The organism is Acrocarpospora corrugata (assembly GCF_009687845.1).
GTDB lineage: Bacteria > Actinomycetota > Actinomycetes > Streptosporangiales > Streptosporangiaceae > Acrocarpospora > Acrocarpospora corrugata.
On record NZ_BLAD01000038.1, the window covers coordinates 11,977 to 31,811 of the forward strand.

Annotated in this window: 19 protein-coding genes and 1 riboswitch; of the genes, 10 read left to right on the forward strand and 9 right to left on the reverse strand. The window is 68.5% G+C overall.

Annotated features, from left to right (window positions below; all coding sequences use genetic code 11):
* Positions 1 to 34: 34 nt before the first annotated feature.
* Positions 35 to 1,168 carry a cysteine desulfurase family protein gene (locus tag Acor_RS04730; protein WP_155335294.1) on the reverse strand — a complete coding sequence of 378 codons (1,134 nt, stop codon included), beginning with the start codon at positions 1,166 to 1,168 and terminating at the stop codon, positions 35 to 37.
* Positions 1,169 to 1,408: 240 nt separating this feature from the next.
* Between Acor_RS04730 and ctaC the strand changes: the two genes are divergently transcribed.
* The 4 genes from ctaC (at position 1,409) to Acor_RS04750 (ending at position 5,540) form a co-directional block, all read left to right on the forward strand.
* The gene (ctaC, locus tag Acor_RS04735) at positions 1,409 to 2,161 is read left to right on the forward strand and encodes an aa3-type cytochrome oxidase subunit II (RefSeq protein WP_246238426.1); all 753 of its coding nucleotides are present in this window, start codon (positions 1,409 to 1,411) and stop codon (positions 2,159 to 2,161) included.
* Positions 2,158 to 3,819, forward strand: a complete 1,662-nt coding sequence (ctaD, locus tag Acor_RS04740) for an aa3-type cytochrome oxidase subunit I (RefSeq protein WP_155335296.1) — start codon at positions 2,158 to 2,160, stop codon at positions 3,817 to 3,819. Before ctaC ends, ctaD begins: the two co-directional genes overlap by 4 nt.
* A complete protein-coding gene (locus Acor_RS04745) occupies positions 3,816 to 4,211 on the forward strand; it encodes a cytochrome c oxidase subunit 4 (RefSeq protein ID WP_155335297.1) in 396 nt (131 codons plus the stop codon). The genes ctaD and Acor_RS04745 overlap by 4 nt, the downstream gene beginning before the upstream one ends.
* A gap of 165 nt (positions 4,212 to 4,376) precedes the next feature.
* On the forward strand, positions 4,377 to 5,540 hold the full coding sequence (locus Acor_RS04750; protein WP_246238427.1) for a L,D-transpeptidase: 1,164 nt from the start codon (positions 4,377 to 4,379) through the stop codon (positions 5,538 to 5,540).
* Positions 5,541 to 5,582: 42 nt separating this feature from the next.
* On the opposite strand, the gene qcrB is transcribed toward Acor_RS04750, so the two are convergent.
* From qcrB to ctaE, 4 genes are read right to left on the reverse strand one after another with little or no spacing between them, the layout of a single operon-like run.
* Entirely contained in the window at positions 5,583 to 7,265 is a 1,683-nt protein-coding gene (gene qcrB / locus Acor_RS04755; RefSeq protein WP_155335298.1) for a cytochrome bc1 complex cytochrome b subunit, read from the reverse strand.
* A complete protein-coding gene (gene qcrA / locus Acor_RS04760) occupies positions 7,262 to 8,335 on the reverse strand; it encodes a cytochrome bc1 complex Rieske iron-sulfur subunit (protein ID WP_155335299.1) in 1,074 nt (357 codons plus the stop codon). The genes qcrB and qcrA overlap by 4 nt, the downstream gene beginning before the upstream one ends.
* The gene (qcrC, locus tag Acor_RS04765; protein ID WP_155335300.1) at positions 8,332 to 9,135 is read right to left on the reverse strand and encodes a cytochrome bc1 complex diheme cytochrome c subunit; all 804 of its coding nucleotides are present in this window, start codon (positions 9,133 to 9,135) and stop codon (positions 8,332 to 8,334) included. Before qcrC ends, qcrA begins: the two co-directional genes overlap by 4 nt.
* Positions 9,136 to 9,152: 17 nt before the next feature.
* Entirely contained in the window at positions 9,153 to 9,770 is a 618-nt protein-coding gene (gene ctaE / locus Acor_RS04770; protein WP_155335301.1) for an aa3-type cytochrome oxidase subunit III, read from the reverse strand.
* 123 nt (positions 9,771 to 9,893) lie between these two features.
* On the opposite strand from ctaE, the gene Acor_RS04775 reads away from it, so the two are divergent.
* The 3 genes from Acor_RS04775 to Acor_RS04785 all read left to right on the forward strand — a co-directional run bounded on the left by Acor_RS04775 (position 9,894) and on the right by Acor_RS04785 (position 12,115).
* Positions 9,894 to 10,280 (forward strand): response regulator transcription factor, encoded by a 387-nt coding sequence (locus tag Acor_RS04775; RefSeq protein WP_155335302.1) that lies wholly within the window; start codon positions 9,894 to 9,896, stop codon positions 10,278 to 10,280.
* A gap of 35 nt (positions 10,281 to 10,315) precedes the next feature.
* Entirely contained in the window at positions 10,316 to 11,359 is a 1,044-nt protein-coding gene (gene trpD / locus Acor_RS04780; RefSeq protein ID WP_155335303.1) for an anthranilate phosphoribosyltransferase, read from the forward strand.
* An 81-nt stretch (positions 11,360 to 11,440) separates the two neighbouring features.
* Entirely contained in the window at positions 11,441 to 12,115 is a 675-nt protein-coding gene (locus Acor_RS04785) for a sensor histidine kinase (protein ID WP_155335304.1), read from the forward strand.
* Here Acor_RS04785 and Acor_RS04790 read toward each other — a convergent pair.
* The 4 genes from Acor_RS04790 to Acor_RS04805 all read right to left on the reverse strand — a co-directional run bounded on the left by Acor_RS04790 (position 12,099) and on the right by Acor_RS04805 (position 15,995).
* Positions 12,099 to 12,386: an Lrp/AsnC family transcriptional regulator gene (locus tag Acor_RS04790; RefSeq protein WP_155335305.1), complete on the reverse strand. Its 288-nt coding sequence runs from the start codon at positions 12,384 to 12,386 to the stop codon at positions 12,099 to 12,101. The two genes, Acor_RS04785 and Acor_RS04790, sit on opposite strands and share 17 nt — an antisense overlap.
* Before the next feature lie 38 nt (positions 12,387 to 12,424).
* Positions 12,425 to 14,158 (reverse strand): DEDD exonuclease domain-containing protein, encoded by a 1,734-nt coding sequence (locus Acor_RS04795; RefSeq protein ID WP_170316791.1) that lies wholly within the window; start codon positions 14,156 to 14,158, stop codon positions 12,425 to 12,427.
* 51 nt (positions 14,159 to 14,209) lie between these two features.
* Positions 14,210 to 14,770 carry a GNAT family N-acetyltransferase gene (locus Acor_RS04800; RefSeq protein WP_155335307.1) on the reverse strand — a complete coding sequence of 187 codons (561 nt, stop codon included), beginning with the start codon at positions 14,768 to 14,770 and terminating at the stop codon, positions 14,210 to 14,212.
* Positions 14,771 to 14,894: 124 nt separating this feature from the next.
* Positions 14,895 to 15,995 carry a phosphotransferase family protein gene (locus tag Acor_RS04805; RefSeq protein WP_155335308.1) on the reverse strand — a complete coding sequence of 367 codons (1,101 nt, stop codon included), beginning with the start codon at positions 15,993 to 15,995 and terminating at the stop codon, positions 14,895 to 14,897.
* Positions 15,996 to 16,183: 188 nt separating this feature from the next.
* On the opposite strand from Acor_RS04805, the gene Acor_RS04810 reads away from it, so the two are divergent.
* The 3 genes from Acor_RS04810 (at position 16,184) to Acor_RS04820 (ending at position 19,770) form a co-directional block, all read left to right on the forward strand.
* A complete protein-coding gene (locus Acor_RS04810; RefSeq protein ID WP_155335309.1) occupies positions 16,184 to 17,500 on the forward strand; it encodes an NYN domain-containing protein in 1,317 nt (438 codons plus the stop codon).
* A 111-nt stretch (positions 17,501 to 17,611) separates the two neighbouring features.
* The gene (locus Acor_RS04815) at positions 17,612 to 18,574 is read left to right on the forward strand and encodes a C40 family peptidase (protein ID WP_155335310.1); all 963 of its coding nucleotides are present in this window, start codon (positions 17,612 to 17,614) and stop codon (positions 18,572 to 18,574) included.
* Between the two features lie 376 nt (positions 18,575 to 18,950).
* Positions 18,951 to 19,112: riboswitch (cyclic di-AMP (ydaO/yuaA leader) on the forward strand.
* Between the two features lie 94 nt (positions 19,113 to 19,206).
* Positions 19,207 to 19,770, forward strand: coding sequence for a C40 family peptidase (locus Acor_RS04820; protein ID WP_155335311.1), 564 nt, complete (start codon positions 19,207 to 19,209; stop codon positions 19,768 to 19,770).
* Positions 19,771 to 19,835 lie beyond the last annotated feature (65 nt).

Genomic DNA, 19,835 nt, shown 5'->3' on the forward strand with positions numbered 1-19,835 from the left:
ACTGGATCCCCCGGATGATGTTGTCCCCGAACATCTAGTGCACTCCCAGGCTCTGACGAATGCGGCGCACGATATCCGGGAGAACGGTGAGGAACCTGTCCACATCCTCCGCGGAAACGCCACGGGGCAGCGATACCCGGACGTTCCCGTGTGTAAGCACACCCATCGCCTCCAGCACATGTGACGGTCGAAGCGTACTCGCCGTGCAGGAACTCCCTGACGACACCGCGAAACCCGCCTTGTCCAGCTCGGTAAGGAGTGCCTCACCTTCTACATAGAGGCAGGAAAATGTCACCAGGTGGGGAAGGCGTTCTACCGGGTCGCCGATCACCTCGACATCCGGCACCAGCCGGGGCACCTCGTGGCGGATCCGCTCGATCAGCGCGGACAGCCGGGCCGACTCGGTCGCCGCCTCGGCGACGCGGGCACGCAGGGCCGCCGCGGCGGCCACCACCGCGGGCACGTTCTCGAAGCCGGGCACCCGGCGGCTCTCCCGCTCGTCCTCGGGGTACGGCGAGCGCCACCGCACCCCCTTCCGGATCGCCAGCACCCCCACGCCCGCCGGGCCGCCCCATTTGTGCGCGCTGGCGGCCAGGATCGACCATCCCGGCGGGATCGGCAGCCGGCCGGCCGACTGGGCGGCGTCCACGAACAGCGGCACCCCCGCCGCCCGGCAGGCCTCGGCCGCCTCGGCGATCGGCTGCAGGGTGCCGACCTCGTGGTTGGCGGTCTGCAGGCAGGCGACAGCCGTACCGGGCTGGGCCACGGCGGCGGCGAAGTCGGCGGGGGAGACCCGGCCGGTGCGTTCGACGCCGACCGTCTCGACCGTGCCGCCGTCGCGCTCGTGCACCCCGGCCGCGTGCAGCACGCTGGAGTGCTCGACCGCGCTCGCGACCAGGTGCCGCCCGGCGCGTTTGCGGCCGGCCAGCGCGCCGAGCACGCCCAGGTGCACGGCCTGGGTGCCGGAGGGGGTGAAGGAGAGCTCGTCGGGCCGGGCGCCCAGGATCTCGGCCACCTCGGCCCTGGCCTGGTCGAGCAGAAGCCGGGCCCGGCGGGCCGAGCCGTACAGGCGGGCGGGGTCGGCCCAGCCGACGTCCAGCGCCGCCATGAGGGCCTCGCGGGCCGCGGGATGCAGCGGTTCTGTGGAAGCCGCGTCGAGGTACGCCACAGTGAGGACATTAACGGGGGCTGCTCAGAGGGGCAGTGCCAGTCCGCGCTAATGTGTCCCCCAGCATTGAAGTGAATCAAGTAAAGCGGGCGAGAAGATCTCCCGTTTGTAGTGGAATCTGAGAAACGCCCAGGGGAAGAGTCCTTTGGGCTTCATCTGTGGGGTAGGCGATCCGTGAGTCCGACCCGCCGTACGACACGGCGACCGTTGGCCCGCCGCCGGTTGCCCAGCCTCGCCGTGGTGGCGTTGCTGGTGGCGTCCGCGTCGGCGTGTAGTGCCGAAGAATGGTCCCGCGGGGCCATGCCCGAGCCGCAGACCCACCAGGGCAACACGATGCTGGACCTGTGGCTGGGCTCCTGGATCGCCGCGCTCGCGACCTTCGTCGTCGTCTTCGGTCTGATCATCTGGTCCGTGATCTTCCATCGGAAGCGGAAGCACTCCGATCAGGAACTGCCGCCGCAGGTGCGGTACAACCTGCCGATCGAGATGCTCTACACACTCGTGCCGCTGGTCATGGTGGCCGTGTTCTTCTACTTCACCGCGCGGGACGAGACCGAGATCATGAAGGTCTCCGGGACGGCGCCGGTGAAGGTCAAGGTCGAGGGTTTCCAGTGGAGCTGGCGCTTCACCACCGAATACCAGGGCAAGACGGTCGTCGTCGCCGGGGTTCCGGTCGACCTGGCCAAGCAGAGCCTGGAGAACCCGCAGGGCCCGCAGCTGGTGCTGCCGACCGGGACCAAGGTGGAGTTCCTGCTCAACTCGCCGGACGTCATCCACTCGTTCTGGGTGCCGGCCTTCCTGTTCAAGCAGGACGTGATGCCCGGCTTCCACAACAAGTTCGAGATCGACACGCTCAACAACACCGGCACGTTCTTCGGCCGCTGCGCGGAACTCTGCGGCGTCGACCACAGCAAGATGCTGTTCTCGGTGAAGCTCGTCCCGCAGGCCGAATTCGATCAGTACGTCGCTAGTCAGGCGGGGGGCGCCCAGTGACCGCCATTTCGGAGCCGGCCGCGCTGCCCGCGCGGCCGTACCGCAAGGGCCGGCTCATCGCGAGCTGGCTGTCCACCACGGACCACAAGGTGATCGGGCACCTCTACCTGATCACGTCGTTCGTGTTCTTCCTCATCGGCGGCGTGATGGCGCTGGTGATGCGGGCCGAGCTGGCCCAGCCGGGCATGGAGTTCGTCTCCAACGAGCAGTTCAACCAGCTGTTCACGATGCACGGCACGATCATGCTGCTGATGTTCGCGACCCCGCTGTTCGCCGGCTTCGCCAACGAGCTGATGCCGCTCCAGATCGGCGCGCCCGACGTGGCGTTCCCGCGGCTGAACATGGTCAGCTACTGGCTCTACCTGTTCGGCAGCACCATCGCGGTCGGCGGATTCTTCACCCCGGGCGGCGCGGCCTCCTTCGGCTGGACCGCCTACTCGCCGCTGTCCAACGCGGTCACCTCGCCGGGGCTCGGCGCCGACCTGTGGATCATGGGTCTGGCCCTGTCCGGCCTGGGCACGATCCTGGGCGCGGTCAACTTCATCACCACGATCATCACGATGCGCGCGCCGGGCATGACCATGTTCCGGATGCCGATCTTCACCTGGAACATCCTGCTCACCAGCATCCTGGTGCTGCTGGCCTTCCCGGTGCTGGCGGCGGCGCTGCTGGTGCTGGAGGCGGACCGAAAACTCGGGGCGCACGTGTTCGACTCCGCCACCGGCGGGGCGATGCTCTGGCAGCACCTGTTCTGGTTCTTCGGGCATCCCGAGGTCTACATCATCGCGCTGCCGTTCTTCGGCATCATCACCGAGGTGCTGCCGGTCTTCAGCCGCAAGCCGATCTTCGGCTACATCGGCCTGGTCGGCGCGACCATCGCCATCGCCGGTCTGTCGGTGACGGTGTGGGCGCACCACATGTTCGTCACCGGGCAGGTCCTGCTGCCGTTCTTCTCGTTCATGACGTTCCTGATCGCGGTGCCGACCGGGGTGAAGTTCTTCAACTGGATCGGCACGATGTGGCGAGGCCATCTCTCCTTCGAGACACCGATGCTGTTCGCGGTGGGCTTCCTCATCACCTTCCTGCTGGGCGGCCTGACCGGCGTCATCCTGGCCTCGCCGCCGCTGGACTTCCAGATCAGTGACTCCTACTTCGTGGTGGCGCACTTCCACTACGTGGTGTTCGGCACGGTGGTGTTCGCGATGTTCGCGGGCTTCTACTTCTGGTGGCCCAAGTTCACCGGCAAGATGCTCAACGACAAGCTCGGCAAGTGGCACTTCTGGACGCTGTTCATCGGCTTCCACCTGACCTTCCTGGTGCAGCACTGGCTAGGCGTCGTGGGCATGCCCCGGCGGTACGCGAACTACTCGGCCGTGGACGGGTTCACCGACCTGAACATGGTCTCCTCGGTGGGCGCGTTCCTGCTCGGCGCCTCCACGCTGCCGTTCCTGTACAACGTCTGGCACACCCACCGGCACGCGCCCAAGGTGCTCGTCGACGACCCGTGGGGCTACGCGGGCTCGCTGGAGTGGGCCACCTCGTGCCCGCCGCCGCGGCACAACTTCCATGAGCTGCCCAGGATCAGGTCCGAGCGCCCGGCGTTCGACGCCAAGTATCCCCATCTGCCGGCCAAGCCGGCCATCGAGGAGAAAGTATGAAGGTCCAGGGGTGGATGTTCATCCTCTGCGGTGTCTTCTTCGCCGCGGCGGACCTGGTCTACTGGTTCTGGTCCAAGGAAGTGACCGGCACCACCGCGATGGCGATCTCGGTCGGGCTCGCCTTCATGATCGGCTACTACCTGCTCTTCACGGCCCGCCGGATCGGCGACCAGCCCGAGGACGACAAGGAAGCCGAGATCAGCGACGGCGCCGGGGAGCTGGGCTTCTTCAGCCCGCACAGCTGGTGGCCGCTGTTCGTCACTCTGTCCGCGGCGCTGGCCTTCTTCGGCTTCGTCATCGGCTGGTGGCTCTTCATGATCGGCATGTTCGCGATCATCATGAGCACGATCGGATTCGTCTTCCAGTACTACCGGGGGAACTTCTCGCACTGATCTTGCACTGATCCTGAACTGGGGTCCTTTACCAGGGTTTCAAGGAGTCCCGGCGTGCCGATAGGTACGCCGGGACTTTTCTTTTACCCGCCCACGGGACGAACTCTCCGCAACTGGGTAATAACGCTATGAAAGCGTTCAAATGCCGCAGGGGGGAGTACGCACGTGCGAGCTACTGGTGCTGGGGCGCTTGCCCTGGTGATGGCGACGGGGTGCGCGGCCGCGTCCGCGGGGGAGAACGGTGCCAAAAAGGTCGCGGCGGTGGTCCCGTACATCTCTCCGGTGAACGGGGCCAGGGATCTGACCCCGGGGGTCCCGATCAGGATCGGCTCCGCCAACGGCGCTCTGACGGCCGTCACGGTGACGGCCAAGGGAGTGGCCGTGCCGGGGGTGTTCAGCGCCGACAGGACCCGCTGGCGCAGCGTACGGCCCATGCTGGCCGACACCGAGTACAGCGTGACCGCGACGACCGCGTCGGGATCGGCCCGCAGCACGTTCACCACGCTCAAGCCGAAGAGCACCTTCAGCATCGACCAGATCGTCCCCAACAAGGACATCTCCGGTCTGACGGTGGGGGTCGGCATGCCCATCATGGTCAGCTTCGACAAGGAGATCACCGACCGCGTCTCGGTGGAGCGCAACCTGTTCGTGCAGGCGTCGCGGCCGGTCGAGGGCGCCTGGCACTGGTTCGACAACAAGACCATCGCCTACCGGCCGAAGACCTTCTGGCCGCCGCGCACCAGCGTCCGCTTCACCGCCCGCCTCTCCGGCGTGCGCGGCGCCGACGGCATGTACGGCATGAAGGACTTCGTCCGCGACTTCAAGATCGGGCGCTCCCAGATCAGCACGGCCAGCGTGGTGACCCACATGATGAAGATCAAGCGGGACGGCAAGCTGATCCGCAGCGTCCCGATCAGCGCCGGCAAGGGCGGAGTGATGAAATATCACACCACCAGCGGCGTGCACCTGGCTATGTCCCGCGAGCCCGTCACCGTGATGACCTCACCCGACGCCGGCCCCGGCAGCCCCGGCTACTACTCGCAGACCGTCTACAACACCGTCCGCATCTCCAACAGCGGGGAGTACGTGCACTCCGCGCCCTGGTCGGTCGGCTCGCAGGGCAACTCCAACGTCAGCCACGGCTGCGTGAACATCAGCCCGGCCAACGCCAAATGGTTCATCGACAACACCCTGATCGGCGACCCGATCATCGTCACCGGCAGCCCGCGGATGCTGGAGCCGCTGAACGGCTGGGGGCACTGGCAGCAGTCCTGGCCCGACTGGCTGAAGTGGAGCAGGCTGCGCGAAGCGGAGACCGACAGCATGTGAAAAGGCCCGGAGCGTGAAGCTCCGGGCCTTTTCGGCGTCTGGCTAGTGCACTTCCTTGTGGTCACCCTCACCCGGGCCGAGGGCGGCGTGGCCGTGGCCGTGACCGTCCTCTTCGAGCGGGATGTGCTCGGTGCCGTACTTCTTGCTCATCATGGCCCGCGCCTTGCCCAGGATCGAACGGGCGCCCTTCGGCGGGATGCCCTCGCTGTCCGCCTCGCCGGGCACGATCGGGATCAGCGCCTTGCCCCGCAGGTGGTCGGCGATGTCCTCGGCCGGGGGCACGTGCACCTCGATGTACTGCCCGTTCGGCATCCGCTTGATCACACCCGACTCCACGCCGTGCGACATGACGTCCGCGTCCTTGCGCTGCAGCCCCATGCAGATCCGGTAGGTGATGGCGTACGCCAGCGCCGGACCCAGGATGATGGCGAAGCGACCGAAGATCGTCGTGTGGTACAGGTCGATGTGGAAGAACGCCGAGATCTCGTCGTTCGCGCCCAGCAGCCACAGGATGCCGTAGAACGTGACCGCCGAGATGCCGATCGAGGTGCGGTGCGGGTTATTGCGGGGACGGTCGGCGATGTGGTGCTCCCGCCGGTCCCCGGTGACCCACTGCTCGAGGAACGGATAGAGCGCCAGCCCCGTCATCACGATGCCCATCGGCACCAGGGCCGGTATCAGCACGCTCAGCGGCAGTGTGTACCCGAGGAAGTTGATCTCCCAGGCGGGCATTATTCGCAGCGCGCCCTCCAGGAAGCCCATATAGAAGTCCGGTTGCGACCCCGCCGAGATATCCGACGGCGTGTATGGACCGAACAACCAGATCGGGTTGATCTGCGCGAACGTCCCCAGCCCCGCGATGGCCGTGAACGTGAACAGGAAGTACGCCCCCGCCTTCAGCATGAAGGCCGGGTAGAACGGCGCCCCCACCACGTTGGTGTTGCTCCGCCCGGTCCCCGGCATCTGGGTGTGCTTCTGCACCCACATCAGGATCATGTGCGCCGAGATCAGCGCCAGCAGGATGCCCGGGATCAGCAGGATGTGCAGCGAGTAGAAGCGCGCGATCACATCCTCACCCGGATACTCCCCGCCGAACAGGAAGAACGTCAGGTACGTCCCGATCAGCGGCAACGAGATCGCGACACCTTCGGTGATCCGCAGACCGGCTCCGGAGAGCAGGTCGTCGGGGAGGGAGTAGCCGGTCAGGCCCTCGGCCAGCGCCAGCGTCAGCAGCAGGACACCGATGATCCAGTTCAGCTCGCGCGGCTTGCGGTACGCGCCGGTGAAGAACACCCGGAGCATGTGCACCATCATGCCGGCCACGAACAGCAGCGCCGCCCAGTGGTGCATCTGCCGCATCAGCAGACCACCCCGGACCTCGAAGCTGATCTTCAGCGTCGAGGCGTACGCCTCCGACATCGTGACCCCGCGCAGCTGCTGGTACGGGCCGTCGTACACGACGTGACCCATCCCCGGCTTGAACCAGAACGTCAGGAACGTGCCGGTGAGCAGCAGGATGATGAACGAGTACAGCGCGATCTCGCCGAGCAGGAACGACCAGTGGTCCGGGAAGACCTTGCGGAGGTTCCGCTTGAGGAAGCTGCCCGCGCCCAGCCGGTCGTCCAGGTAGGAGGCCGTGCCGGCGATCGGCTTGGGCGTCTCCTTCAGGGCCGCGCCGTTCAGGGTGGCGTTGTTCAGGGTGGCGTTGTTCAGGGTTGTGGTCATGATGCCTTCTCCCTGGCTTCCCTGGCGTCCGCCTCGGCGTCGCCGCGTTCCCAGAAGCTCGGCCCGACCGGCACGTCGAAGTCGGCCTGGGCGACGAGGTAGCCCTCGCCGTCCACGCCGATGGGCAGCTGCGGCAGCGGCCGGGCGGCCGGGCCGAAGATGACCCGCGCGCCGTCGGTCGCGTCGAACGTCGACTGGTGGCAGGGGCAGAGAATGTGGTGGGTCGTCTGCTCGTACAGGGCGGCGGGGCAGCCCACGTGCGTGCAGATCTTGGAGTAGGCCACGATGCCGTCGTGGGTCCAGTTCTTGATCGTGCCCGCCTTGAACTGGTCGGGGCGGAACTTGATCAGGATCAGGGTGGCCTTGGCGAGCGCGTTCAGGTCGTGCTCGTAGCCCTGCGGCACCACCGAGAGGATGCCGCCGGGGGAGTTGAAGTCGGCGGCCCTGATCGGGGCGCCGGTGCCCTCCACGACCAGGCGGAGGCCCTTCTTCCAGACCGTGTGCCGCAGCGAGGTGCCGGGCAGCGGGCCCAGGTCCTTCAGCAGCACCAGCGGGGCCAGGCCCAGCGGCGCGGCGGCCAGCAGCAGCGTGCGGCGGAGCAGCTTGTGCCGGACGAAGCCGCTCTCGTTGGCGCCCGCCACGAAGGTGTCGGCCACGTACTCCCGGGTGTCGGAGCCGGAGGCCATCGGGTGGCGCTCCTGGACCAGCGTGTACTTCGGCATGATCCGGCGGACCCAGAGCACGATGCCGGAGGCCAGCGAGAGCAGGGCCAGCGTGAGGCTGCCGCCCAGCGCCAGGTTGGAGGCCGCGGTGCTGTTCACCGTGCCGACCTGGAAGATCACGTACGACGCGATGAACGCGACGCCGGACAGGAAGGTGACCAGGAAGAGCAGGGCGACGAGGCGCTCGGCCTTCCTGGCCGCGATCGGGTCCGGATAGACGACGGCCGGGTCCTCGGCGGGAGCCGGCGGCGGCGAGTCGCCGAGCACCGCGGTGCCCGCGGCGGGGGTGCCGATGACGCGCCTGGGCACGCGCGCGTCCTCTTCGTGGCTCGATTGCTCGTTGGTCATTTCTTACGCTTCTTCGCGGTGATCCAGATGGCGGTCAGAGACATGAAGCTGAGACCGGCGATCCAGACGACGAGGCCTTCGGTCACCGGGCCGATCCGGCCGAGGCCGAACCCTCCCGGGTCCTTCAACTCACGCATCTGCACGATGTAAGCGATCATGTTCCGCTTGTCCTCGGGCGTGATCGTCGAGTCGTTGAAGACCGGCATCGCCTGCGGGCCGGTGACCATCGCCTCGTAGATCTGCTCGGGCGTGGACTCGTTCAGGTTCGGCGCGTACTTGCCGTAGGTGAGCGCGCCGCCGGCGCCGACGAAGTTGTGGCACTGGATGCAGTTGGCGCGGAACAGCTCGCCACCCTTGGCCGCGTCTCCCTTGGCCGGGTCCACCATCTCGGCCGACGGCCGCTGCGGGCCGCCCCCGAGGGACATGATGTAGGCGGACAGCTGGTTGATCGCCTCCGGCGTCACCCACTCCCCGAGCGGCTTCCGCTGCATCTGCGGACCCGGGTTGGCGGCCGGCATGCGCCCACTGCTCACCTGGAAGTCTACCGCCGCCGCGCCGACGCCCACCAAGGGCGGACCCATGGGGGTGCCCTCGGCGTTCATGCCGTGACAGCTCGAACAGTGGGCGACGAACAGGCTCTTGCCCTCGGCCACGTCATCGGCCTTGCCGGACGCGATCGCCGCGTCCGCTGAGTTGCTCGGCGCGAACAGGGCGTATCCTCCGCCGAGGAGGCCCAGCGCGAGCGCCACGACGGCGAGACGCGCGAGGGGATGCCGCCGTCGCGCGGTGATCGAGTTCACCGATATCCCCGTTCCGATCATTTGATGATGTAGATGGTCGCGAAAAGGCCGATCCAGACGACATCGACGAAGTGCCAGTAGTAGGACACGACGATGGCGCTGGTGGCCTGCTCATGCGTGAAGCGCTTCGCGGCGTACGTGCGTCCCAGCATGAACAGGAACGCGATCAGTCCACCCGTGACGTGCAGCCCGTGGAAGCCCGTGGTCAGGTAGAACACCGAGCCGTAGGCGTCGGAGGAGAGCGTCGTGCCCTCGTGCACCAGTGCGTTGTACTCGTACAGCTGTCCGCCGACGAAGACGGCGCCCATGAGGAAGCTGACGATGTACCAGAACCGGAGCTTCTTGACCTGGCCCTTCTCCGCGGCCCAGACGCCGAACTGGCAGGTCACACTGGACAAAACCAGAATGATGGTGTTTGCCGTCGCGAACGGGATGTTCAGGTCGGCGTTCGGCCAGGGCAGTCCCTGGTCGAGGCTGACCGATCGGATGGTGAAGTACATCGCGAACAGCGCCGCGAAGAACATGAGCTCAGAGGACAACCAGACGATCGTCCCCACCGCGACCAGGTTCGGCCGGCGGGACGAGTGCGGTGTCGTCGTCGTTGTAATTGCGGATGCTGTCGCCACGCCCAGCATTATTGCGGCTAACCTGCCCGGTCGCCTCTCCGGGGGGCGGTGTTGCCGGGTACGGTCGCGCGCGGGGGGCCGGGCGGGGCCGATACCATCGGCTTGACCACAGGCGGTTAGGGAGTGTGCGACGTGAAGGTTCTCGTCTACAGCGATGACGCGAGCACCCGGGAGAAGGTGCGGCTGGCGATCGGGCGGCGGCCCGCGGCCGACATCCCCGAGGTGGAGATCGTGGAGTGCGCCACCCAGCCGGCGGTGCAGCGCTACCTGGACGCGGGCGACGTCGACCTGGCCGTCCTCGACGGCGAGGCCGCGCCGGCCGGCGGCATGGGGATCGCCAGGCAGGCCAAGGACGAGGTGCACAACTGCCCGCCGATCCTGCTGATCATCGCCCGCCGGGACGACCGCTGGCTGGCCAACTGGTCGCGCGCCGACGCGGTCGTGTCCCAGCCGCTGGACCCCATGACGGTCGCAGAGACCGTGGCGGATCTGCTCCGCCGCCGCCTGCCGGTCTCCTGATCAGTCCGTCTCCGCTTCGCTAGCCAAGGAACGTCATGGACGCTCGCACCACCTGGCCGTCGCTTCTCACCGCGTTGCTCTCCGGCGAGCACCTGACCGCCGATGAGACCGCGTGGGCGATGGGCGAGATCATGTCCGGCGCGGCGACCCCGGCGCAGATCGCGGCCTTCGTGGTCGCGCTGCGGGCCAAGGGGGAGACGGTCGCGGAGGTGTCCGGGCTGGCCCGGACCATGCTGGCCCGCGCCACCCGGGTCACCGTCGAGGGCCCAACCGTCGACGTGGTCGGCACCGGCGGGGACCGCGCGCACACCGTCAACGTCTCGACGATGGCGGCGATCGTGGCCGCCGCGGCGGGCGCGCGGGTGACCAAGCACGGGAACCGGGCGGCGTCCTCCCTGTGCGGGGCCGCCGACGTGCTCGAACAGCTCGGCGTGGTGATCGACGCCTCCGCCGAGGCGACGGCCAGGGTGATGGCCGAGGCCGGGATCGCGTTCTTCTTCGCGCCCGTCTACCACCCGTCGTTCCGTTTCGCGGGCCCGCCGCGCAAGGAGATCGGCGTCCCCACCGTCTTCAACTTCCTGGGCCCGCTCACCAACCCGGCCCAGCCGGCCGCCCAGGCGATCGGCGTCTTCGACGCCCGGATGCTCCCGGTCGTGGCCGGCGTCTTCGCCGAGCGCGGCGTCTCTGCCCTGGTCTTCCGCGGCGACGACGGCCTCGACGAACTCTCCACCGCCGCCCCCTCCACGGTGTACGTCGTGCGGGACGGCGTGGCCACCAGGACCACCTTCGACCCGCTGGACATCGGCATCCCCCGCTCCCAGCCGGGCGACCTGCGCGGCGGCGACCCCGAGTTCAACGCGGGCGCCGTGCACGACCTGCTCCGCGGCAAGACCGGCCCGATCAGGGACGCGGCCCTGCTCAACGCCGCCGCCGCGCTGACCGCCCTGGAAGGCCCCGCCGCCGACGGCCTCGCCGACCAGCTCAGGGCCAACTACGCCCGCGCCGCCCAGGCCGTGGACTCCGGCGCGGGCGCCGCCACCCTGGACCGCTGGATCGAGATCAGCCGGGCCACCAAGTAGCCGCCCGTCAGTCCGCAGGGGGATGACCGGTCCCTCTGCGAGCGGACGAAATCAGCGGGACGGCCGATTTAGGTTGCCCGCATGATGCGTCTTCTTGTGTCCCGGCTCGCGTCGCGGGCCGTTCGTCGCTGGCTGGTGGATTCGACGGACGCGCTGGCCAGGGAGCGGCTGCGGATCGCCTGCGAGCTGCACGACGTGGTGGCCCACGACCTGAGCGTGATGACGCTGGGGGTGGGCGCCGGGCGGGTCATCATGGACCGGGACCCCGAGCGGGCCAGGGAGACGCTGCGGGCGGCCGAGGAGTCGGGCCGGCAGGTCCTCAGCGACCTGCAGCGGATGCTCGGGCTGCTCCGGGTGGACGGGGTGAGCAGGGGACCGCAGCCGAGGCTGGCGGACCTGCCCGCGCTGGTCGACGGCTACCGGGCCGGCGGGCTCGCGGTGACCCTGCGGGAGGACGGCGTCCGGGCCGGCGGCCCGGTGCTCGAACTGTCGGTGTACCGGATCGTGGAGGAGACGCTGCGCAACGCGGTGCTGTACGGGAACGCGACGGTGGCCACGGTCGAGCTGCGGTGGCTGGGCGGGGTGCTGGAGGTCGGCGTGCGGGACGACGGGCTGCCCCGGGAGCGGCTGCTCGGGATCTGGGAGCGAGCCGCCCTGTTCGGGGGTTCGGTGGCGGCGCGGCCGGTCGCCGGCGGTTTCGAGGTGCGGGTGCGGCTGCTGATCAGCCGGAAACCGGCGATCAGTCCGAATCGCTGAGACCGATGGAGAAGGCCGCGTCCAGGTCGTGGCGGGAGTAGGCGCGGAAGGCGATGTGGGTCTCGGTGTGCAGCACGCCGGGCACCTTGTTGAGGCGGCCGGGCACGACCTCGGCGATCTGCTCGTAGTCGCTCACCCGGACCATGGCCAGCAGGTCGAACTCGCCGGTGATCGAGTAGACTTCGCTGACGCCGTCGAGTTCGGCGATGCTCTGGGCGACCTCGGGGATCCGATCGACATCGGCGTTGATGTGCACGATCGCGGTGACCATCGAACTCTCCTCCTGCGGGATTGCGGGTGATCCTCAACTTAGCGCAGCGGCCTGCCCTCTCTCGGCTGGCGGGCGCGCAGGCTCTCGTAGGCCCGGTCGATCCGCTTCTTCAGCCGCCCGGCCCCGTACGCGGGCAGGCTCCAGGTGCCGCCCTCGACGCGGACCAGGCGGACGCCGGGGGTGTCCAGCCAGCGCAGGATGGTCTCGGTCTCCTCGGCGCTGGCGGCCGGGGTCGGGCCAGGGCCGGGGATCACCGTCTCCGCGGTGGCGACCAGGGCCTCCACATACGGCACCGGGTGGGCGCCGCGGGGCATCACGCCGGCGGCGGTCAGGCGGCCGTGCCGGATGACGTGGATGTCCCAGTCGCCGTTGAAGGCGGGGCTGGCGGCCACCATCTGCTCGATCCGGGTGAGCGAGAGCAGGCGCTGCATCCGGGCCGCCGTCCGGACGTAGGCCGCGAGGCGGTCGCGGTCGACGGCGGCCTCCTCGTAGCGCTGTTCGGCGGAGAGGCGGTCCATTCTGGCCTCCACGGCGGAGAAGACCAGGCCGGCGTCCTGTTCCATCGCGTGGCGGGCCTGGGCGACGTGCACGCCGTAGGCCGCCCGGCTCTGGCGGCCGTCGCAGGGGGCGCCGCATTTGCCCAGGTCGGCCAGGGTGCAGGCGCTGCGGAAGACGTTCGGCGATAATCGTTCCGCGCACTGCCGGAGCGGCAGCGCCTCGTGGATGGCGGTGCGGGCCTCGTCGGCGGTGCGGCTGCTGCCGAACGGGCCCAGGTAGGTGCCGCCGTCGTCCTTGAGCTCGCGGACGATGCTCAGGCGGGGGAACGGCTCGTTGGTCAGTTTCAGCCAGACGACGCGTTCGGGGAAGCGGGATCGCCGGTTGTAGCGGGGTTTGGTGGCCCCGATCAGGCGGAGTTCGCGGATCTCGGCTTCCAGCGCGGTCGCGCAGACGATGGTGCGGACCCGTTCGGCGATGCCGATCATCTCGCGCACGCGCGGGCGGGTCTCGCTGGCGGTGAAGTAGCTGCGGACCCGGTTGCGCAGGTTGGAGCTCTTGCCGACGTAGAGGGCCTCGCCGCGCGCGTCCTCGAAGATGTAGACCCCGGGATTGGCGGGCACACCCTCGGACAGGTGGCGTTTGCGCTGCTGCTCCGGGGTCGGCATGCGGACGAAGCCGCGCAGGTCCTCCAGGGTGTGCACGCCCAGCGAGCCGACCCGGCCGATCAGGCCGTGCAGCACGTCGACGGTGGCGCGGGCGTCGGCCAGCGCCCGGTGGCACGGCTCGGTGCCGCTGCGGAAGAAGCGGGCCAGGGTGCCGAGCTTGCAGTTGGGCGTCTCGTCGCGGTTGAGCACCCTGCGGGCCAGGTCGGCGGTGTCGACCACCGGGTTGACCGGCGGCGGATAGCCCTGACCGGCGCAGGCCGCCTTGATGAAGCCCATGTCGAAGGGGGCGTTGTGGGCGACCAGCGTGCAGCCGCGGATGAACTCCAGGAAGCTCGGCAGCACCTCCGTCATCCGGGGCGCGGCCATCACCATCGCGTCGGTGATCCCGGTCAGCACCGAGATGAACGGCGGGATCGGGCCGCCAGGATCCACCAGGGTGGCGAACTCGCCGAGCACCTCGCCGGCGCGCACCTTGACCGCGCCGATCTCGGTGATGCCGTGCTCGGACGTCGTCACGCCGGTGGTCTCCAGGTCGAAGACGACGAACGTCACGCCGGAGAGCGGAGTCCCGAGATCATCTAGAGTGCCCTGTTCCACGTCCACGACCATAGAGACGCGGACCGACACTTCCCGGGATTGCCGCCGTCAGGAGTGCCGTGTCTACGGGAGTTCGTCCCATTCGCGGCGCAGCATCGCGTAGACGATCTCGTCGGTCCACTCGCCCTTGACCATCTCGTTCTCGATCAGGTGCGCCTCCTTGCGCATCCCGAGCCGCTCCATCACCCGGGCGGAGGCGGCGTTGCGGCCGTCGGCGCGGGCCGTGATGCGATGCAGCTCCAGGCCGTCGAAGCCGAGCCTGAGCATCTGCCTGGCGGCCTCGGTGGCGTAGCCCTTGCCGTGGTGGGCGGGGTGGAACATGTATCCGATCTCGCCCTGCCGGTGCTCGCGGCTGTGCCAGAACAGCAGGCTCTCGCCGACCAGCGCGCCGGTCGCCCGCTCGCACACCGCCAGGGCGAGCACCTGCCCCGCGTCGGTGAGCTCCCGTACCTGCGACTTCTCCTCGACGCTGGCCCGGACCTTGTCGAGGTCGCGGGGCTCCCAGTAGAGGTAGCGGGTCACTTCGGGCAGGGAGTGGAACGCGTGTGCGGCGGGGACGTCGTCAGTTTCGAAGGGGCGCAGGAGCAGGCGCGGAGTCTCGATGGGGTAAGCGGGCTTGAGCATCCGACCACCGTAAATGACGCCATTCCGCTCACGCGAGCGTATTTCGGACTTGGTGGCGGACCTCCGCCGTGGCCGCAGCTGCGCACGGCGGAGGTCCTAACTGCACGGTATGTGATAGATCGTCCTAGTTGGTTGGGGGGGTGGTGGTTAGCAGGGTTTCGATGGTGGCGCGGTGCATGACCAGGTCGTTGGGGTCCTCGGGCATGGGCTGCTCGCCGAAGTGGATCCGGCGGTGCCAGACCCTGGCCATCACGATGCCGTGGCGCAGGGCGGCGTACATCTCGTAGAACGGCATGTCCCGGGGCTGGTGGCCGGAGAAGTCGGCGTAGGCCGCGCAGACGTCGGCCGGGGTCATGAAGTCGGGCATGCCGGGAAGTTCCATGAGCTCGGTGAGGTCCTGGAAGAAACGGTGCAGGAAGATCATCCAGCCGAGGTCGACCTCCCGCGGCGCGATCCCCGCCATCTCCCAGTCGAGTACGGCGACCGGGGTGAAATCCCGGTAGATCACGTTGCCGATCCGGGCGTCGCCCCAGCTCGGCGCGTCCGGCCCCGGGTCGGCCGGCCAGTGGGCGTCCAGCCAGTCGAAGGCCTGTTCCAGGATCGGGATGGGCATCGCGCCGTGCGCCCAGGTGTAGTAGGCCCGCTGCTCGTTCACATGCCGCCGCAGCGCGGACTCGCCGGGGTAGCCGTTCGCCAGGAACGGCACCGCCGACACCGGCACCGAGTGCACCTTGGCCAGGACCTCGACGGTCTGGTCCTGCAGCCGCCGCCGATCGGCCGCGCAGGCGTCCATGAGCCAGCTCCCGAACGTGTACGGCATGACGTCCGGCGGCACCTCGCCCGACTCCCGTTCCATCACGAAGAACGGCGTCCCGATCGGATCCGGATCGGGCTCGAACCAGAGCGGCCGGGGCGCGGGCACCCCCGCCAGGTCCCGGACCGCCCGCATGATCTCGAACTGTTTGCCGAGATCGTAGGCCGGGAACACCGGGACCGCCTCGGCGGAGGGCGCCAGCCGGGCCACGCACGCGGTCGTCCGGCCCGCCCAGGTGGCGTCGAACAGCAGCGTCTCGCTGGACAGCCCGTTGGCCTCCGGCGTGCCCAGGTCGGACAACTCGACCTCGGCCCTGACCTTGCCGGTCAGCCAGACGCGCAGGGGTTCTCGGAGTTTTCGCAGGTCGCGGGTGGAAGTGCGCATTTCGCCCGGGCCATCCACGGTCGCCATGCGCCAGTCGTATACCGCGAACCAAGCGCTTGTCCATACGGCGTTTACCCCTGATTTACCGGGCAAGGGCGGTTGCTGGTGAAATCCAGTGTTTCGGGCGGTGGGGGATGGCAAGTCGCGGAAAGTGATGTGGCGGAGCCGCAGAGCCGTACCCTTGAATGAAAGACCAGGACGAGGAGCGACCAGGGATGAGTTCAGCCGGAGAGGGCCTGTCTCGTCCCCTGCCCGAGCAAGTGCGGGCGCATGTCGTCGAGCTGGCGGCGCAGGTGCTCGGCGGGATGCCGAGTGGGACGATTCCGCCGCCGTTGCGGGGGATCGCCAAGTTCGATCCCCGGAAGCGGGCGCGGCTGGGCAGCGCGCCCATCGCCGCGCAGCTGGAGAACGACAAGGAGTTCCGCGAGCTGGTCGCGGAGGCGCTCACCGCGGCCTGGCCGGAGCTGGTGTCCGCGCTGGCCGAGGAGACCGTGCCGCCCGCCGCCGAGCCGGTGCTGGTGGCCGCCGCCGCCTATCTGACCAGGCCGCCAGGCTGGGCCGAGCTGGTCGAGCGGGCGCGGGAGGACCTGGACCGGGCCGCCGCGCTGGGCAGCCAGCGGGAGCAGGCCGAGATCCGGCTGCGCGAGCAGCTGGCGGCGCAGCGGACCGCGGCCAAGGAGGAGATCGACCGGGTCCGCGAGCAGCTGCGGGCCGCCCGGTCGGAGAACGCCGACCTGCGGCGCAAGCTGCACGACGCCAGGGAGCGGGCCAAGGCGGCCGAGGCGCGGGCCCAGGAGCTGGACGCGGCCACCGCCGAGGCGCGCCACCGGGTGGCCGGCGCCGGGGCCGCCGCCGAGACGGAGCTGCGCAAGCTGAAGGAGCGGCTGGCCGAGGCGGAACGGCATCTGGAGGCCAGCCGCCGGGCCGCGCGGGAGGGCCGCAGCGTCGAGGACGCGCGGATCCGGGTGCTGGTGGACGCGCTGGAGGACGCCGCGAAGGGCCTGCGCAAGGAGCTGTCGCTGCCCACGTCGATCAGCCGGCCCGCCGACTACGTGACGGCGGTGACGCCGGGGCCGCCGAGCGTGCGGGCCGTGCCGGCGCGGGCGCTGGCCGACGACGATCCGCAGCTGCTGGACCAGTTGCTGGCGATCCCCAACCTGCACTTGATCATAGACGGCTACAACGTCACCAAGACCGGATACGGCACGCTGACGCTGGTGGACCAGCGCAGCCGGCTGCTGACCGGGCTGGGCGGGCTGGCCGTCCAGGTCCGGGTGGAGATCACGTGTGTGTTCGACGGGGCCGAGCTGGACGGTCCCGTGCAGGTGTCGGCGCCGCGCGGGGTGCGGGTGGCGTTCAGCGCGCCCGGGCAGATCGCGGACGACCTGATCAGGCAGCTGGTCCGGATCGAGCCGCCCGGCCGGGCCATCGCGGTGGTGTCCGCCGATCGGGAGGTGGCCGAGTCGGTCCGGCGGATGGGGGCCAGGCCGGTGCCGGCCACGCTGCTGCTGCGCAGGCTTGGCCGTGCGTGATCGGTTGATCGCTATGAGTGACGAACTGGGCAAATAGCCCGAATCGGTTGAGCCAGCAAGATCGCTTCACTAGAGTTCCCGTCCAGGTCTGTCCGTCTGGAAGGGGTCCAAGTGCGTGGGCGAGCATCGGTCGCGGCGGGTTTGGCCGCAGCCGTCATCCTCCTTCCGGTAGTCGGCGCGCAAGCCGACCCGAAGCCCACGCTCGCGGAGGCGAAGGCCAAGCTGACCAAGCTCAACAAGCAGATGGACGACATCGTCGACGACTTCAACGCCGCCAACGAGAAGTGGAAGAAGGCGAAGAAGCAGTACGACAAGGTCAACGTCGCCTTCAAGAAGCAGGACACCCAGGTCCAGGCGTTACGGGCGGGAGTCGTCGGGGTCGCGGTCACCAACTACCAGACGGGTGACTTCCGGACGCTGAGCGGCCTGTTCACGGCCGAGAACCCGGACGCGATGCTGCAGACCATGGCGTTGATCGACCAGCTGGCCGTGGGGCGCTCCAAGTCGCTGACCGAGTTCGAGACGGCCATCAAGGGCCTGCGGACCCAGCGCGAGGCCAAGAAGAAGACCTACCAGGACGCCGCCGGGGTCAAGGACGAGCTGGTCAAGAAGAAGAAGAAAGCCGACCGGATGGTGGCCGAGCAGGTGAAGCTGCTCCGCGAGATGGGCGCGTACAACCCCGGCAACACCAACAGCGCGGGACAGATCTACACGGGCCCGGCGTCGGGGAACGCCCTGGCGGCCCTTGAGTTCGCGTATGCGCAGATTGGGAAGCCGTACCGCTACGGGGGGACGGGTCCGGGCTCCTGGGACTGCTCAGGGCTTGTGCAGGCCTCCTGGGCCAAGGGCGGGGTCAACCTGCCGCGCACGAGCTACGAGATGTGGTCCTGGGGGGCGAGCCGCCGGGTGTCGGTGAACGCCCTGGAGCCGGGCGATCTGGTGTGGCACAGCGGGTTCGGCCATGTCGGTCTGTACGCCGGCGACAACAAGGTGGTCCATTCGCCGCAGACGGGTGACGTCGTCAAGATCACCTCGCTCAGCGAGTACAACCCGGACAAGGCCGTCCGCCCCTGATCGCCGGGCCCGGCCAAAATCGGACGAACATCACTTTTTCATTACATCTGTGCCTATTTCGGCATGTGGGGAAGCGCTTCCCCGGGTGCGCGTTGGAACGATCTTCGGTGGCCCGTGGGGTCTATGTGACTGGTGTGGTCACGTTCGGCTGATGAGTCGTCATGTGTGACCAGAGTCACATTCGGCATTGAAATGCCTGTGTATGCAGGGTTTTTACGATCAATTTCTAGTTATCTGATCTTTATCTTTGGAGAAAGCTTTGCCGAAACGGGGGAAAGCTCGGTAGTTTCTGCCCCCGACGCACAAGCCATGGCGTCGGGCTCATCTCAGCCGAATGGGCTGATGTCTCCAAAAAGATCCATGTGTCGTATGTCACAAATGCGACCAGCCGAGTCCATGCAGTCAGGAGGCATGGAGCCGGGGACCCAAAAGGCCCTGTCCGCAGGTGCCAAGGGGTGAATCGGTGTGAATTACACCGTAGGGCGACTTCCCCGCCCGAATCCGTCAGCTAACCCGGTAGGCGTCAGAGGAAGATCATAGGAGCGATCCTGTCCACCACCCCCGCATGTCTGTCCCGTCTTGCCCGCGTCTCCCTGGGCGGCGTCGCTCTCACGGCCTCGGTCGGAGTGCTCATGGCGCAACCTGTGGCGGCAGACACGACGACTGTCACGCTCACCACGACCGACACGGCTGACCAGACCACCGCCGGGAACGTTCCCGACGACCCGCCGGGAGTCCAGATCCCCGGCAGCAGCCTCCTCCCCGCGGCCGGCCCCGCCAAGACCAAGAGCTCCGCGAAGAAGAGCGGCACCGTGAGCAAGGCCGCGCGCCAGCGGTCCAAGGCTCAGGTGGCCGTCGCGGCGGCCAAGAAGCAGCTCGGCGACCCGTACCAGTGGGGAGCCACCGGGCCCGGCTCGTTCGACTGCTCCGGTCTGGCCGTGTTCGCCTGGCGTAAGGCAGGCGTGAAGCTCCCGCGAACCACGTACTCCCAGCTCAGCGCGGTGAAGAAGAAGATCTCCTGGAAGAACCTGGAACCGGGGGACCTGATCTTCACCAGCGGTGGCGGGCATGTGGGCATCTATGTCGGCGACGGCAAGATGATTCACTCCCCGCATGCTGGGGCCAACGTTCGTATCGACAAGCTGAACGACTACCGCAAGCAGACCTTCGTCGGTGCGGTTAGACCCGGTCTCTGACCGTTCGTGGCACAAGGCGGCCCTGTCCCGCTCCCTGAGCGGGGCAGGGCCGCCCCGCATACCAT